Origin of the sequence: Streptomyces sp. UW30 (assembly GCF_008042075.1) — a bacterium.
Lineage (GTDB): Bacteria > Actinomycetota > Actinomycetes > Streptomycetales > Streptomycetaceae > Streptomyces.
This window is the reverse complement of the sequence record NZ_RDBN01000053.1, coordinates 1,192,399-1,207,806: the sequence shown is the minus strand read 5'-3', so window position 1 is coordinate 1,207,806 and position 15,408 is coordinate 1,192,399. Positions and strand designations below refer to the sequence as shown.

At 71.5% G+C, this 15,408-nt stretch carries 14 protein-coding genes; 10 read left to right on the top strand and 4 right to left on the bottom strand.

Translation table 11 applies throughout. The features are described from left to right. Positions 1-162 precede the first annotated feature (162 nt). On the top strand, positions 163-543 hold the full coding sequence (locus tag EAO75_RS39780; RefSeq protein WP_147999914.1) for an STAS domain-containing protein: 381 nt from the start codon (positions 163-165) through the stop codon (positions 541-543). A 172-nt stretch (positions 544-715) separates the two neighbouring features. Then, positions 716-1,228: an EF-hand domain-containing protein gene (locus EAO75_RS39775; RefSeq protein ID WP_147999913.1), complete on the top strand. Its 513-nt coding sequence runs from the start codon at positions 716-718 to the stop codon at positions 1,226-1,228. Positions 1,229-1,249: 21 nt separating this feature from the next. Here the strand turns inward: EAO75_RS39775 and EAO75_RS39770 are convergent, their stop codons facing one another. Further along, positions 1,250-2,755 carry a class I adenylate-forming enzyme family protein gene (locus tag EAO75_RS39770; RefSeq protein ID WP_147999912.1) on the bottom strand — a complete coding sequence of 502 codons (1,506 nt, stop codon included), beginning with the start codon at positions 2,753-2,755 and terminating at the stop codon, positions 1,250-1,252. Positions 2,756-2,917: 162 nt separating this feature from the next. Here EAO75_RS39770 and EAO75_RS39765 point away from each other — a divergent pair, with 162 nt between their 5' ends. From EAO75_RS39765 to EAO75_RS39750, 3 genes are all read left to right on the top strand, one after another. Continuing rightward, positions 2,918-4,051, top strand: a complete 1,134-nt coding sequence (locus EAO75_RS39765; RefSeq protein WP_147999911.1) for an acyl-CoA dehydrogenase family protein — start codon at positions 2,918-2,920, stop codon at positions 4,049-4,051. 3 nt (positions 4,052-4,054) lie between these two features. Then, complete coding sequence (locus EAO75_RS39760) at positions 4,055-4,933, top strand: acyl-CoA dehydrogenase family protein (RefSeq protein ID WP_147999910.1); 879 nt, start codon at positions 4,055-4,057, stop codon at positions 4,931-4,933. Between the two features lie 508 nt (positions 4,934-5,441). Then, entirely contained in the window at positions 5,442-5,903 is a 462-nt protein-coding gene (locus EAO75_RS39750) for an ATP-binding protein (RefSeq protein ID WP_148000561.1), read from the top strand. A 412-nt stretch (positions 5,904-6,315) separates the two neighbouring features. Here the strand turns inward: EAO75_RS39750 and EAO75_RS39745 are convergent, their stop codons facing one another. Continuing rightward, a complete protein-coding gene (locus EAO75_RS39745; protein ID WP_147999908.1) occupies positions 6,316-7,242 on the bottom strand; it encodes a cyclase family protein in 927 nt (308 codons plus the stop codon). A 97-nt stretch (positions 7,243-7,339) separates the two neighbouring features. Between EAO75_RS39745 and EAO75_RS39740 the strand changes: the two genes are divergently transcribed. The 4 genes from EAO75_RS39740 (at position 7,340) to EAO75_RS39725 (ending at position 11,938) form a co-directional block, all read left to right on the top strand. Continuing rightward, the gene (locus tag EAO75_RS39740; RefSeq protein WP_147999907.1) at positions 7,340-8,254 is read left to right on the top strand and encodes an SDR family NAD(P)-dependent oxidoreductase; all 915 of its coding nucleotides are present in this window, start codon (positions 7,340-7,342) and stop codon (positions 8,252-8,254) included. Between the two features lie 136 nt (positions 8,255-8,390). Next, positions 8,391-9,536 carry an acyl-CoA dehydrogenase family protein gene (locus EAO75_RS39735; protein ID WP_147999906.1) on the top strand — a complete coding sequence of 382 codons (1,146 nt, stop codon included), beginning with the start codon at positions 8,391-8,393 and terminating at the stop codon, positions 9,534-9,536. Further along, positions 9,536-10,585 (top strand): Zn-dependent alcohol dehydrogenase, encoded by a 1,050-nt coding sequence (locus EAO75_RS39730; RefSeq protein WP_147999905.1) that lies wholly within the window; start codon positions 9,536-9,538, stop codon positions 10,583-10,585. The genes EAO75_RS39735 and EAO75_RS39730 overlap by 1 nt, the downstream gene beginning before the upstream one ends. A gap of 99 nt (positions 10,586-10,684) precedes the next feature. Then, the gene (locus EAO75_RS39725; protein WP_147999904.1) at positions 10,685-11,938 is read left to right on the top strand and encodes an MFS transporter; all 1,254 of its coding nucleotides are present in this window, start codon (positions 10,685-10,687) and stop codon (positions 11,936-11,938) included. 471 nt (positions 11,939-12,409) lie between these two features. Here the strand turns inward: EAO75_RS39725 and EAO75_RS39720 are convergent, their stop codons facing one another. After that, entirely contained in the window at positions 12,410-13,495 is a 1,086-nt protein-coding gene (locus tag EAO75_RS39720) for a GlxA family transcriptional regulator (RefSeq protein WP_261989611.1), read from the bottom strand. 71 nt (positions 13,496-13,566) lie between these two features. On the opposite strand from EAO75_RS39720, the gene EAO75_RS39715 reads away from it, so the two are divergent. Next, positions 13,567-14,877, top strand: coding sequence for an MFS transporter (locus EAO75_RS39715; protein ID WP_147999903.1), 1,311 nt, complete (start codon positions 13,567-13,569; stop codon positions 14,875-14,877). Between the two features lie 29 nt (positions 14,878-14,906). On the opposite strand, the gene EAO75_RS47875 is transcribed toward EAO75_RS39715, so the two are convergent. Beyond that, a partial coding sequence (locus tag EAO75_RS47875; protein ID WP_261989610.1) for a flavin reductase family protein occupies positions 14,907-15,408 on the bottom strand: 502 nt, incomplete at its 5' end.

Genomic DNA, 15,408 nt, shown 5'->3' with positions numbered 1-15,408 from the left:
GGTCGCCGCCTGATCAGACACGATCGAACAGGATCGAATGCGATGGAAACAAGCCTTTCCTGATCGGTGACCGTTTTCTGGAGGGTGTTTCAGGGAACAGCCGCTGGGCAGCCGCGCTGCAAGGAAGCGCAGGAGTCGCTTCCGTTTCAGCGAGCGAGGGGCATGGTGGTGACGTTCAAAGTGACCGGCGGCGAGCGCGGCGACTGGGCCGTGCTCCAGGTGTCGGGCGAGCTGGATCTGGTGACCTCGCCGGGGCTGCGCCAGCACATCCATGACGTGGTGGCCGAGGGGCGTCACAGTCTCGTCCTCGATCTGTCCGAGGTGTTCTTCTGCGACTCCAGCGGCGTCGGCGTCCTCATAGCCGCCCGCCGTCTGATCCGCTCCTGCCAGGGCAGCCTGCGGCTGATACTCCCGGCACAGGGCGCGGTGGAGGGCTCCCACGTCAACCGGGTCCTCGGCGCGCTGGGGGTACGCCGGCTCTTCGACGTCCATCCCGACCTGGCGTCGGCGGTCAAGGCCGAGGCCGGCCCGCTGTCGGCCTGAGCACGTGCCCGCGGTGCGGTCGGAGTGTGCCAGTCCGTACGGCTGTGCCACATCGTTGTCCCAAAATTCCCCCGGTCTTGGCACAACGGCCCCTTTCCCGCGCCGGGACGGCCTCCGGCGTCGTACGCTCCGTGGCAGATGCACCCCACGACGTAAGGCGGCCCGATAAGACATGGTCAGCAGCGAGTACGAGCGCAGGATCGCCGCCCGGTTCGCCACCTTCGACCAGGACGGCAACGGCTACATCGACCGGCTGGACTTCAGCTCGGCGGCCAAGGCGGTGCTCGCGGAGTTCGGCACCGCCGCCCGCTCCGACAAGGGACAGGCCCTGTACATCGGCGCCGAGGCGTTCTGGCAGGGCATGGCCGGGATAGCGGACCGGGACGGCGACCAGCGGATCACCCGCGAGGAGTTCGTCAACGGCGCGGTCAAGCGGCTGCGCGACAACCCGGACCGGTTCGGCGAGATCGCCCGTCCCTTCCTGCACGCCGCCCTCGCCGTGGCCGACCCCGACGGCGACGGAGCCGCCACCGTCACCGTCACCGCCCGCGTGCTGGTCTGCCTCGGTGTGCCGCAGGAGATCGCCCAGGCGGCCGCCGCCACCCTCGACGCGGACCGCGACGGCAAGGTGGCGGAGTCCGAGATCGTGACGGCGTTCGCGCGCTACTTCACCGTCCCCGAGTGATCAGCCGTCCCACCCCGGGCCCTACGCTCCCGAGAACCGCTCCCTGAGCTTGTACTTGAGCACCTTGCGCAGGGTCTCGTTGCGCGGAAGGGCGTCCACCACCTCCAGCTGCTCCGGCAGCTTGTGCGTCGACAGCCCTTCCCCGCGCAGATAGGACGTCAGCGCCTCAAGCGTCAGCTTCTGCGCTCCCGCCGGCTGTTCCACGACCGCGCAGACCCGCTCCCCGCGCTCCGGATCCGGCAGCCCGATGACCGCGACGTCCCCGACCGCCGGATGCCGGTGCAGCAGATCCTCGATCTCCTTCGCCGAGACGTTCTCGCCCTTGCGGATGATCACGTCCTTCAGGCGCCCGGTCAGCACCAGATGCCCGCTGCCCGTCAGATGCCCGAGGTCGCCGGTGCGCAGGAAGCCGTCCTCGTCGAAGGCCGCCGCGGTCTGCGCCGGATCCAGATAGCCCCGGCACACCGCCTCTCCGCGCAGCCGCACCTCGCCCTCCACGATCCGGATCTCCATCCCCTCCGGCGGCCTGCCCTCGGTCGTCGCGAGGTTCTCCGTCGTGTCGTCCGGCGCCCCCATCGTGATCATCGGCACCTCGGTCATGCCGTATCCATGGGTCAGCTGCACACCCATCTCCCGGACCACGGCGTGATAGACCTCCGGCGGTTTCGGCGCCCCGCCGCCCGCCAGCAGCCGCAGCGAGGGGACGGCCTTCGCGCCGTCCGGCTGCCTGCGCTGCTCCGCCAGGAACATCGAGTAGAACGCCGTCGACCCGCCCGCGATCGTCACGCCGTGCCTGCGGTAGCCCTCCAGTGCGTCCGGCAGCGCGAACTGCTCGAACAGCACCGCCGGGAAGCCGTACAGCAGGACCATCACCATGTAGTCGGGGCCGCCTATGTGGGCGTAGGGGAAGGCGATCGAGCCGACGTCGGCGGACGTGGGCCGCAGCGCGTGCCCCAGGCAGGAGCCGCCCGCGATCAGTGAGCGGTCGGTGTGCAGCACGCCCTTGGGGTCGGAGGTCGTCCCCGAGGTCCAGTAGATCCAGCGCACCGACGTGCCCTCGGAGGGCGGCGGGGGCAGGACCGCGGGATCGCCGTCGGGCAGGGTGTCGTACGCCTCGAAGATTCCCTTCGCGCCGAGGCGCCGCGCCATCTCGGTGTGGTCGAAGCCCCGCCACACCCCCGGTACCGCGAAGAACTCCGCCTTCGACTCCCGCAGCGCGAAGCCGACTTCACGGTCCCGGTAGAAAGGGATGACCGGCGACTGCACGGCGCCGACGCGGGCCAGCGCGAAGGACAGCAGGGCCGTCTCGACACGGGTGGGCAGCTGCCAGGCGACGACCGTGCCGGGGCGTACACCCAGGTCGTACAGGCCGGCCGCGACCCGCTCGGCACGCGCGCGCAGCTCGCCGAAGGACACGGAGCGTTCGTCCTGGAGGAGGACAGGACGGTCGGGCGTGAGGTCGGCGCGGCGGGCGAGCAGGTCCCAGAGGGTGCGGGAGGAACTCAGGGCGTACGCGGTGTCGTTCATGACGGCCCCCTGCCACCAAGCGGTCGGTCTACCGGTCTTAACTGACGGTCTGTCAGATTGTGGGCAGAGCGTAGGGCGGGATGCCTTGTCGGTCCAGGGGTGCGGGACTTAGCCTTCCCCCAGAGTGATATCTGACGGCTCATCAGATATGGGAGGGGCCGCATGGACCTCGCGTACACGCCGGAGGAGGAGGAGTTCCGGGCCCGGCTGCGGGAGTGGCTGGCCAAGGCGCTCCCCACGCTGCCGCCCAAGCCGTCCCCCGACGACTGGCCGGGGCGGCGCGTCTACGACCTCGGCTGGCAGCGCATGCTCCACGACGCCGGGTACGGCGACGTCCACTGGGGCGCGTCCCCGACCGTGCGGCTGATCTTCCTGGAGGAGACCGAGAAGGCGGGCGCACCCTATGTGGGCGCGAACTTCGTCGGCCTGCTGCACGCCGGGCCCACCATCGCGGCCGAGGGCACCGCCGGACAGCGGGAGCGGTGGCTGCCGCCGATCCTGCGCGGGGAGGAGGCCTGGTGCCAGGGGTTCAGCGAACCGGACGCCGGATCCGACCTCGCGGCGCTGCGCACACGCGCGCGTAGGGACGGCGACCACTACGTGGTGAGCGGGTCCAAGATCTGGACCTCGCACGCCGAAGTGGCCGACTGGTGCGAGCTGTTGGTGCGCACCGACCCGGACGCGCCCAAACACCGCGGCATCAGCTGGCTGGCGATGCCCATGGACGCGCCGGGCATCACCGTACGGCCGCTCAAGACGCTTGCCGGATCGGCCGAGTTCGCCGAGGTGTTCCTCGACGAGGTGCGGGTGCCGGTCGCCAACCGGGTCGGCGCCGAGAACGACGGCTGGCGCGTGACGATGGTGACCCTGTCCTTCGAGCGCGGCACCGCGTTCGTGGGCGAGGTGGTCGCCTGCCGGCGCGTGCTGCGCGAACTCGCCGCCGAGGCTCGCGCGAACGGCCGCTGGGACGACCCCGCACTGCGCCGCGGGCTCGGGCGGCTGAACGCCGAGTTCCGGGCGCTGTGGCGGCTGACGCAGTGGAACGTGAGCGAGGCGGAGGCCACGGGCGGCGTACCCGGCGTCGGGGGTTCGGTTTTCAAACTGAGGTATTCGCACGCCCGCCAGGAGCTCTACGACGCCGCCGCCGAGGTGCTGGGACCGGCCTCGCTGGACCTCGACCGCCCGTGGATGCTCGACCGGCTGTCCTCGCTGTCGTACACCATCGCGGCGGGGACCTCGCAGATCCAACGGAACATCGTGGGCGAGCGGATTCTCGGGCTGCCGAAGGGGCGGTGACGGATGCGTTTCCAACTGACCGAGGACCAGCGGGCGTTGCGCGCCGGTGTACGGGAGCTGCTGGCGCGGCGCTTCGGCCCGCAGGAGCTGAGGGCCGCCGCGCAGGAGCCCGGCCGCCTGGACCGGGTGCTGTGGCGCGAGCTCGGCACGGCCGGGTTCTTCGCGCTACGGCTGCCCGAGGCGCGCGGCGGCGTCGGACTCGGCCTGCCCGAAGCGGTGTTGGCCTTCGAGGAGGCGGGGCGTGCACTGCTGCCGGGGCCGCTCGTGGCCACCCACCTCGCGGCGGGAGAGGTGCCGGGCGCGGCCACCGGGGAGACGGTCGTGACGGACGCCGGCGGGTGCGGGCTGGCGGAGTGGCTGACGGAGGCGGACGTCGTACGGGGCGATGCGGCGGGTGCCGTACCGCTGCGGTCGGTCGATCCGCTGACCCCGCTGCACCGGGTTCCCGTGGCCTCGTACGTCGACCCCGCCGCCGTACTCCTCACCGCCGCCGAACAACTGGGCAGCGCCACACGCGCGTGCGAACTCGCCGCGCAACACGCCCGGACACGCGAGCAGTTCGGGCGGCCGATAGGGGCCTTCCAGGCGGTGAAGCATCTGTGCGCGGAGATGCTGGTGCGCACGGAGACCGCCCGCGCCGCCGTCTACGCGGCGGCCGTCACCGCCGACCCGGCCGACATCGACACCGCGCGCCTGCTCGCCGACGCCGCCGCCGTGCGCGGCGCCCGCGACTGCCTCCAGGTGCACGGCGGCATGGGATTCACCTGGGAGTTCGAGGTCCACCTGCATCTGAAGCGCGCATGGGTGCGAACGCACCGTACGAAGGACGCTACGGAGAGTGAGGAAAGGCTGGCGGCCGAACTTCTCGCCGATTCGGCCTGAAGGCCCCTGGTCTGCGATGTCGCCGACGGCCCCTGAACGGATGTCGCGGATTGTGGCATACCGGAATTACGGAGCGTTGATATCGGGTTGTGTCCTACGTGTGACTCGTCACGGCCTGGAGTCGGCGGTCTGCTCCGGTACCTTGTGTGAGATGCGAGTGGTTCCGAGCACGAGCCATGCCGGAGTTGCCCTTGAGGCGGCTCCGGATCCGGCGGTGCGCGCCGTTGCTCGCAAGGCGGGAGGGCGCTTCGTCCCCGCCTGTTCGACTCCCCGAAACAAGCGTCGCACAGTATGCCGCACGGGTACTCCTTCACGCTGGAATATGCCCGAAGCGCTTGTTGGGGTGACTGTACGTCAACCATGCTGTCAGCTAAGGGATTCACGTTCCGTGACCCTGGCTCCGGCCATTGATCTGGTCATGAAAACAATGGCTAGGATCGTGGCCCTCGTGAGGCGCGGGGCTTTGTGTCCGCCGGTTCGGATGGTGTGAGCGGTGCAGGTGCTTCAAGTGCAGCTGGAGATCCGGCCCGACCCCGCTGAGGTGGGGCGAGCTCGGCGGTGGGCCCGCTCGCGGCTCGCCGGGTCCGGTATAGGCGCCGACGAGCCGCTCGCGGAGACGCTGATCCTGCTCGTGTCCGAACTGGTCACCAACGCCGTGGTGCACACCGGCTGTCCGGCCGTGCTGCGGCTCTCCCTGCCGGGAGCGGCGCAGGACGCCGCCACCGTCCGTCTCGAAGTGGCCGACCGCAGCGGCCGTGCTCCCGTGCCCCGGTGTGCCGACGGCGACGCCACGGGCGGCCGGGGCCTCGCCCTCGTCGATGGCCTCGCCGACCGTTGGGGCTGGTGCTCCGAGGGGGGCGGCAAGCGGATCTGGTGCGAACTGGACCGTGACGCGGAGTCGGAGGGCGCCGCTTCGGCGTACGGGAGCGGGTCGTCGGCGTACGAAGGGCTCGCGTACGAGGCGGTGTGACCGGGCGCACGCTGCGGCAACTGCGCCGGATTCGGTGCACGGTTGCAGAAAGCGCTGTCTCCTTGGCTCGGGTGAGCATCGGTGCGCCCGGGCATGCTTCTGTGCGCGGCTTCGGGAAATAGGGCGTAAGTAACAAATCCCCGAGTGGGTGTTGACTCCTCGTGCACGCCTGATCACGCTGGTGGTCAGCGATTCGCCGTGAGGGGACGACGAGGACTTCGGTGACGGGAGCCCTTGCCGAGCGTGGGTCGTGGATCGGCGTCGGTCTCTCCCAGGGCCAGGAGAGACCGGGGCGGGTACGCCGGAGTCGGATGGCGGCGCGCGGTGTCGTGCCCGGGGCGGATGGGGCACCTGCCCTTCGGGCACCGCCGAGAGCTGGGGGAGCCGCGCCGCCAGCCGACCTCGTCGGAGGTCAGAGCACCGCCACGGGTGCGACGGGAGTCCCGGTGGCGCCGACGAACGGCTCGGGCATCGCCGACAGCAGGAAGGCGTAGCGGCCCTCTTGTCCACAGGCTGTGGACAACTCTTCGAGATTCCAGTTCTGCCCCTGGAGCATCCCCATCTCCACCAGGTCGAGCGCGTGCACGGGCAGCCACAAATCCTCTGTCTCGGGCGGAAATATCTCAAACGTCAGGGTGTCGTTCGCCACGGCCGCCACATCGCGCGCGTGGAACCACTCCGGCGTACGGATCGACAGGCCGGGCGAGGGATATCCGTACGCGTGCTTGTCGCCGGCGAGATACACCTGGATCTGCCCCGTCCGTACGAGCACGATGTCGCCGGCACGCACGTGCGTGCCCGCGAGTTCCTCGGCCGCCTCCAGATCCTCCGGGGTGACCGCATGCCCGCCGTCGAGCCGTGTGACGCCACGCGCGCGTGCCACGTCCAGCAGCACCCCGCGCGAGACGATGTGCCGCGCCTTGTCGATGCCGCTGAACTCGGCGCCGCCGTGCGGGGTGATGGTGTCGGCGGGGCGGCCGTTGTAGAGCCGGCCCGAGTGCGAGACGTGGGTGAGCGCGTCCCAGTGGGTGGCCGCCTGAAGGCCCATCGTCACGGCGTCGTCGCTGCACGCCACGGTGCCGGGGCCGAACAGCTCCTGGTTGATCTGCACCATCGCGTGCAGGGGGTTGACGCGGCCCGGGATCATCCCGGTCTGTACGCCGTCCTGTTGCAGGGGCAGCGCGAGCGGGACGCGACGGCCGGTGCGGACGCAGGCGGCCGCCTCGCGGACGACCTCGTCGGTGATCAGGTTCAGGGTGCCGATCTCGTCGTCGGCGCCCCAACGGCCCCAGTTGTTCACGCGCTTGGCGATCTCGTGGAACGCGGCCGGCAGTGACATCGGTCCTCCCCGGGGGCTTGTCTCCGTGTATCTGACGGGTCGTAGAATCTGAGGCGAATCTAACGGACCGTCAGAAACTGCGGGAAGGGGCCGGGACGTGGGGAACTTCTTGGCAGGCAAGGTCGTCGCCGTGACGGGCGCCGGACGGGGCATCGGACGGGCGGTGGCGCTGGCCGCCGCGGCCGAGGGGGCACGGGTCGTCGTCAATGACTACGGGGTGTCCGTGGACGGGGTCTCGCCCACGAGCGAGGTCGCCGAGGCCGTCGTCAAGGAGATCGAGGCGGCGGGCGGGGAAGCGGTCGCCGTGGCCGACGACGTGTCCACGATGGCGGGCGGACAGCGGATCGTGGACACGGCGGTGTCGGCCTACGGGCGGATCGACGGGGTCGTGTGCGTCGCCGGGATCCTGCGGGAGCGGATGCTGTTCAACATGACCGAGGAGGAGTGGGATCCGGTGGTCGCCACTCATCTGAAGGGGACGTTCACCGTGTTCCGGGCGGCTTCCGCTGTGATGCGGAAGCAGCGCGCCGGGACCTTGATCGGGTTCACCAGCGGCAATCACCAGGGGTCCGTCTCGCAGGCCAACTACAGCGCGGCGAAGGGCGGGATCATCTCGCTCGTACGGAGCGCCGCGCTGGGCTTGAACAAGTACGGGGTGAGCGCCAATGCCGTGGCGCCGGTCGCTCGTACGCGGATGTCGGCCAACGTGCCCATGGAGTTGGCGGAGATCGGGGAGCCGGAGGATGTGGCCGCGCTCGTCGTCTACCTGCTGTCGGACGCGGCTCGGGAGTACGGGGTGACAGGGCAGGTGTACACCGTCGCCGGCCCGAAGATCGCGGTGTGGGCGCAGCCGCGGGAGTTGCGTGCCGCGTATGCCTCCGGCGGGTGGACGCCGGAGTCGATCGCGCAGGCGTTGCCGGGGTCGGTGGGGGTGGATCCGATGCCGATGCTGGCCCGGGTGGAGGGGATGGAGAGGGCGGCTCGGGAGGGTGCTCGGCCGAACGCCCAATAGCTCGGAAGCTCGGAGGGTGTCGGGGGTTGGCGGCTGCGGATTGTTTGTGGCCCGCCGCGCCCACGCGGCGGAGCCGCAGATCGATGCAGGCCCGCGCCCCTGGGTTGGAGATCCGACCGTCGCTTGAGAGGTTGCCGTGGACTTTGGATTCACCGCTGAGGACGAGGCGTTTCGTGCGGAGGCCAGGGCGTGGCTCTCCGAGCATCGCGAGGGGGCGCAGGATCGCCGTACCTGGGAACGCGCGCTGGGCAAAGCCGGCTGGATAGGGCTGGGCTGGTCCGAGGCCGGGTACGGGAACCGGACCGCCACGCTCACTCAGCAGGTCGTGTGGGCCGAGGAGTACGCGCGGTCGGGGGCGCCGGCGCGGTCCGGGCACATCGGGGAGAAGCTGCTGGCCCCGACCCTGCTCGCGCACGGCAGCGAGGAGCAGAAGGCGCGCTTCCTGCCGCCGATCGCCGTCGGCGAAGAGCTGTGGTGCCAGGGGTACAGCGAGCCCGGGGCCGGATCGGACCTCGCGGGGGTGCGTACGAAGGCCGAGCGGGCCTCGGACGGAACGTACCGCGTCACCGGGCAGAAGATCTGGACCTCCCTCGCCCACGAGGCGGACTGGTGCTTCGTGCTGGCCCGCACCGAGCCGGAATCCCGGCGCCATCACGGACTGAGCTTTCTGCTGGTCCCGATGGACCAGCCGGGGCGCGTCGAGGTGCGGCCCATCCGTCAGATGACCGGCACCAGTGACTTCAACGAGGTCTTCTTCGACGGCGCGCACGCGGAGCACGTCGTCGGGGGTGCGGGCGCGGGGTGGCAGGTCGCCATGAGTCTGCTCGGGTTCGAGCGGGGAGTCTCCACACTCGCCCAGCAGATCGGGTTCGCGGCGGAGTTGGGGCGGGTCGTGGAGGCGGCCGTGCGGTCCGGCGCCGTGGCGGATCCCGTCGTACGGGAGCGGCTGGTGCGGCAGTGGGCCGAGTTGCGGGTGATGCGGTGGAACGCCCTGCGGACACTGGGGAGTTCGGGCGACGCGGGAGCGCCGAGCGTGGCCAAGCTGCTGTGGGGCGGCTGGCATCAGCGGCTCGGGGAGCTGGCGGTTCAGGTGCGCGGCGCGGTGGCGAGCGTGGGGCCGCGGGAGTGGGCGCCCTCGACGCCGTACGAACTCGATGCCGCGCAGCAGCTGTTCCTGTTCTCCCGCGCCGACACGATCTACGGGGGTTCGGACCAGGTTCAGCGCACGATCATCGCCGAGCGGGTGCTCGGTCTGCCGAGGGAGCCCAAGGGGGTCGTCTGATGCGCGCAGTGATGTTCGACGGCAAGCGGATCGAGGTCGTGGACGATCTGGAGGTGCGGGATCCGGGGCCGGGTGAGGTGCTGGTGTCCATCGCGGCGGCCGGGTTGTGTCACAGCGATCTGTCCGTGGTGGACGGGACCATACCCTTCCCGGTTCCTGTGGTGTTGGGCCATGAGGGGGCGGGAGTCGTGGAAGCGGTGGGTGTGGGTGTCACCCATGTGGAGCCCGGGGATCATGTGGCGCTGTCCACGCTTGCCAACTGCGGTACGTGCGCCGAGTGCGACCGGGGGCGGCCGACCATGTGCCGGCAGGCCATAGGGCGGCCGGGGCGGCCGTTCCGGCGCGGTGAGCAGGCAGTGTTCCAGTTCGCGTCCAACTCCGCCTTCGCGGAACGGACCGTGGTGAAGGCGGTCCAGGCGGTCCGGATCCCCAAGGACATTCCGCTGCCGTCCGCCGCGCTGATCGGGTGCGGGGTGCTCACGGGCGTGGGGGCCGCACTGAACCGGGCGCGCGTCGACCGGGGGGACCGGGTGGTCGTGATCGGCGCCGGTGGGATCGGGCTCAATGTCATCCAGGGGGCCCGGATCGCGGGCGCGCTGCGGATCGTGGCGGTGGACGCCAATCCGGCGAAGGAGGCGGTGGCGCGGCAGTTCGGGGCGACGGACTTCCTGACGTCGGTGGAGGGGGTGCGGGAACTGCTGCCGACGGGGGCCGACCATGCCTTCGAGTGCGTGGGGCGTGTCGAGCTGATCCGGGCGGCCGTCGACCTGCTGGACCGCCATGGGCAGGCGGTACTCCTCGGCGTGCCCGCGGCCACGGCCGAGGCGTCCTTCCTCGTCTCCTCCATGTACCTGGACAAGTCGATCCTGGGCTGCCGGTACGGGTCGTCCCGCCCGCAGCGGGACATCGCGCTGTACGCCGAGCTGTACCGGGCGGGGCGGCTCATGCTGGACGAGCTGGTGACGGAGACGTACCCGGTGGAGGACTTCGAGAGGGCGGCGGCTGACGCGGAGGCGGGGAAGGTGGCGCGCGGGGTGCTGACCTTCTGAGGTCTTCGGGACGTCTGCGGCGAGGTCTCGCGGCGGGGTTTTCCACAGGCCCGGAAAACGGCTGCCGTGTTGTCGGTGGTGACGCCTACCGTCATCTGCATGACCTATCGAGACGTCGCCTCCAAGCAGGTCCTGGTCTGGGCCTGCACCGCCGTCGCCGCTCGTATGCCGGTCGCCATGACGCCGTTGGCGCTGGTGTTCCTGGTGCGGGAGCGGCCCGGCGGCTACACCCTGGGCGCGACGCTCGCGGCCGTCTATGTGCTCGGCGAGATCATCGGTGCCCCGGTCCTCGGGATGCGGCTGGACCCGGCTCGCGGCAGGCGCCACCTGGTCGTCGGGCTCGCGGGCGGGACCGTGGGGTTCACCGGACTCGGGATCTTCGCCGACTCGCCCGCCGTCGTGCTGGGGGCGTTCGCGTTCCTGGCCGGGGCCGCCCCCGCCGCCGCCGCGGGAGGCCAGCGTGCGCTGCTGACCTCGCTGGTGCCGGAGCGCGCGGTGGCGCAGGCGCTGTCCGCCGAGTCGATGCTGATGTCCGGGGTGTGGGCGGTCTCCCCGGTCGCCGTCGCCGGGCTGGCCCTCGGGGTGGCGCCCCGGGTGCCGTTGCTCCTCGCGGCGGTCTGCATGGCGTCGTCGGTCGCGGGCCACTGGCTGCTGCCCGCGGGCTGGGCCAAGGACGGCGAGGGTGGGGAGGCGGGCCGGGTGAGGACCCGGGTGCTGATCCGCGCCTGGCCGGTCTACGTCACGGGCGCGGCCAGCATCACGCTGCTCGGCCTGGCCGAACTCACCCTGCCCGCACTGCTGGAGCAGCGCGGCATCGGCGTGGGCTGGTCCGGCCCGCTGCTGGCGGGCATGGCCGTGGGGGCGGGTCTCGGGGCGTTCCTGTACGGCCTGAGGTCGTGGCCGGGGCGGCTCCCCACGCGCAGTGCGGTGCTGATCAGTGGCATGGCGGCCTTCGTGGCCCTGGTCGCACTGATACCGGGCGCGGCCGGGATCGCGATCGTCCTGGTCCTCGCCGGCATGCTCCAGTCGGGCGCGCTGATCACCCGCAACCTGTCCCTGCGCGAGGCCCTGCCGCCGAGCGCCCTGGCCGCCGGCTACTCCGTGCTGTACGCGGCCGCGGGCGCGGGCTACGCGGCGACGGGTTCCCTCGCGGGCGGCCTGCTCCAGGTCGTCGCGCCGTCCACGGCCGTTCTGGCCGGTGTGGTGCTGACCCTGCTGCTGACCGCGCTCGGCTGGTGGGGAGAGGCCCGTCGGGACGCTTCACGGACGGCTGGGGACCTGCGGGTCGGGCTTGGCGCCGGTGCGGAAGGTGCGCCGATAGCTGGTGGGCGTGACCCCGAGTGCCGTTTGTAGGTGCTGTCGCATCGGCTGGGGTGGTGTCGAAGCCGGCGGCTCGGGGTGACCTGGTCGACCGGTCGGCTGGTGAGGGGGAGCCTCCTCGGGACGGTTCAGGGACGGCTGGGGACCTGCGGGTCGGGCTTGCTGCCGGTGCGGAAGGTGCGTCGATGGCTGGTGGGTGTGATCCCGAGTGCCGTTTGTAGGTGCTGTCGCATCGGCTGGGGTGGTGTCGAAGTCGGCGGCTCGGGGCGACTTGGTCGACCGGTCGGCTGGTGAGGGGGAGCCTCCTCGGGACGGTTCAGGGACGGCTGGGGACCTGCGGGTCGGGCTTGCTGCCGGTGCGGAAGGTGCGCCGATAGCTGGTGGGTGTGACCCGGAGTGCCGTTTGTAGGTGCTGTCGCATCGGCTGGGGTGGTGTCGAAGCCGGCGGCTCGGGGCGACTTGGTCGACCGGTCGGCTGGTGAGGGGGAGCCTCCTCGGGACGGTTCAGGGACGGCTGGGGACCTGCAGGGCGGGCTTGCCGCCGGTGCGGAAGGTGCGCCGATAGCTGGTGGGTGTGACCCCGAGTGCCGTCTGTAGGTGCTGCCGCATCGACTGGGCCGTGCCGAAGCCCGCGGCGGTGGCCACCTGGTCGACCGAGAGGTCGGTGGACTCCAGGAGATGGCGGGCGCGCTCGACGCGTTGCTGGGCGAGCCACTGGCCTGGGCTGATGCCGACCTCCTCGCGGAAGCGGCGGGTGAAGGTGCGCACCGACATGGACTCCTGGTCGGCCATGTCCCGCAGCTGGATGGGCTCGTGGAGCCGGCCCAGGGCCCAGGCGCGGGCCGTGGTCGTGGACGACTGCTGCGGGTCGGGGACCGGGCGGTGGATGTACTGCGCCTGGCCGCCGTCCCGGTGGGGCGGTACGACGGTGCGGCGGGCCACCTCGGTCGCGATCGCCGTGCCGTGGTCGCGGCGCACCATGTGCAGGCACAGGTCGATCCCGGCCGCGACCCCGGCTGAGGTCAGCAGGTCTCCGTCGTCGATGAAGAGCACGTCCGCGTCGACCTCGACCTGCGGGAACAGCTGCTGGAAGCGGTCGGCGTCGGCCCAGTGCGTGGTGGCCGGGCGCCCGTCGAGCAGGCCGGCCGCGGCGAGGACGTACACGCCGGTGCAGATGGAGGCGAGGCGGGTGCCGGGGCGGATGTGGGCGAGCGCGGCGGCCAGTTCGTCGGTGAGCACGCCCTCCTCGAAGACCGGGCCGAGTTCGTACGACGCCGGGATGATCACCGTGTCGGCGGTGGCCAGCGTCTGCGGGCCGTGCTCGACCTGGATGGCGAAGTCGGCGTCGGTGCGGACGGGGCCCGGCGGCCGGATCGAGCAGGTCACGACCTCGTACAGATGCCGCCCCAGCGCGTCCTTGGGGCGGCCGAAGATCCGGTGCGGGATGCCCAGCTCGAAGGGGAGGATTCCGTCCAGCGCCAGGACGACGACGCGGTGCGGGCGGAAGTCCGGCGGACCGTGGTGCCGGTGCTCCCGCCGGTCCGCCTCACCCTTGCGCTGACCCTCGCGGTGCTCCGGCTCACTGCTCATGGCCCGATCCTAACGAATGCTGTCCCTCGGGCCAATGGATCCGCGAGGGCGCAGGCCCGAAGCTCTTTGTCGTGACGCAGACAACCGAAGCCACCGCCGCCACCGCGGACCAGTCCCCGACGGGGCCGCGTCGTTCCCGCATCCACCGCGCCTGGTTCGTCGCCGCCGTCGCCTTCGTGACGATCCTCGGCGCGGCCGCCTTCCGCTCCCTGCCGGGGCTGCTCATCGACCCGCTGAACGACCAGTTCGGCTGGTCACGCGGCACGATCGGGGCCGCCGTCTCGATCAACCTGGCGCTGTACGGCCTGACCGCCCCCTTCGCCGCCGCCCTGATGGACCGCTTCGGCATACGCAGGGTCGTCGCGGCGGCCCTGACCCTGATCGCGGTCGGCTCCGGTCTGACGTACTGGATGACGGCGGCCTGGCAGCTGTTGCTGTGCTGGGGCCTGTTGGTGGGACTCGGCACCGGTTCGATGGCGCTGGCGTTCGCCGCCACGGTCACCAACCGCTGGTTCACCGAGCGGCGCGGCCTGGTCACCGGCATCCTCACCGCCGCCTCGGCCTCCGGCCAGCTGATCTTCCTGCCCCTGCTGTCCTGGATGGTCGAGAACCACAGCTGGCGCCCGGCCGTCGTCACGGTCGCCCTCGCGGCCCTCGCGGTGGTCCCCTTCGTCTGGCTGCTGCTGCGCGACCACCCGGCCGACGTGGGCCTTGCGCCGTACGGCTCGGAGGAGTTCGTGCCGAAGCCGCCGCCCGCGCAGGGCGCCGCCCGCCGGGCCGTGACGGTCCTCTTCTCGGCGGCCCGCACCGGCCCCTTCTGGCTGCTGGCCGGCACCTTCGCGATCTGCGGCGCCTCCACCAACGGCCTCATCCAGACCCACTTCGTGCCCGCCGCCCACGACCACGGCATGCCCATCACGGCCGCCGCCTCGCTGCTCGCGGTCATCGGCGTCTTCGACGTCGTCGGCACGATCTTCTCCGGCTGGCTCACCGACCGCTTCGAACCGCGCCGCCTGCTCGCGGTCTACTACGCCCTGCGCGGCATCTCGCTGCTCTTCCTGCCGATGCTGCTCGCGTCGAGCGTCCACCCGTCGATGCTCTTCTTCATCGTCTTCTACGGCCTCGACTGGGTCGCGACCGTCCCGCCCACCGTCGCCCTGTGCCGTGAGCACTACGGCGACGACAGCGCGATCGTCTTCGGCTGGGTCCTCGCTTCCCACCAGGTGGGCGCGGCGCTGGTCGCCTTCCTCGGCGGGGTCGCGCGGGACGTCTTCGGCACGTACGACATGGTCTGGTACGCGTCCGGGGCGCTGTGCGCCGCGGCGGCGCTGATGGCGCTGGTGATCCGGCGGCGTCCGGTGCCCGCCCTCGCCGCATCCTGACGGCATCCGCCGACCCGGCCGGCGGGTGCTCAGCCCTCCAGCCGGCCGAACCGCCCCCGATGGAAGAGCAGCGGCCCGTCGGGGGCGTCCTCGCCGCCCAGGGCGTCCACCCGGCCCACGACGATGAGATGGTCGCCGCCCGTGTGCACCGCGTGGATCGTGCAGTCGATCCACGCGAGCGTGCCCGCGAGGCGGGGGGAGCCGGACACCGGGGCCGCGTCGTACGCCACCCCCGCGAACTTGTCCGCCCCGCTCACCGCGAAAGCACGGCACAACTCGCCCTGGCCGGCGCTCAGGACGTTCACGCAGAAGACGTCCCGCGCGACCCCGCCGAGGAAGGCGACCAGCGCCGCGCCCACCTGGTGGGAAGCGAGGACCCAGCCGAAGACGATCGCGCTGTCGTCGCCGRAGTGCTCACGGCACAGGGCGACGGTGGGCGGGACGGTCGCGACCCAGTCGAGGCCGTAGAAGACGATGAAGAAGAGCATCGACGGGTGGACGCTCGACGCGAGCAGCATCGGCAGGAAGAGC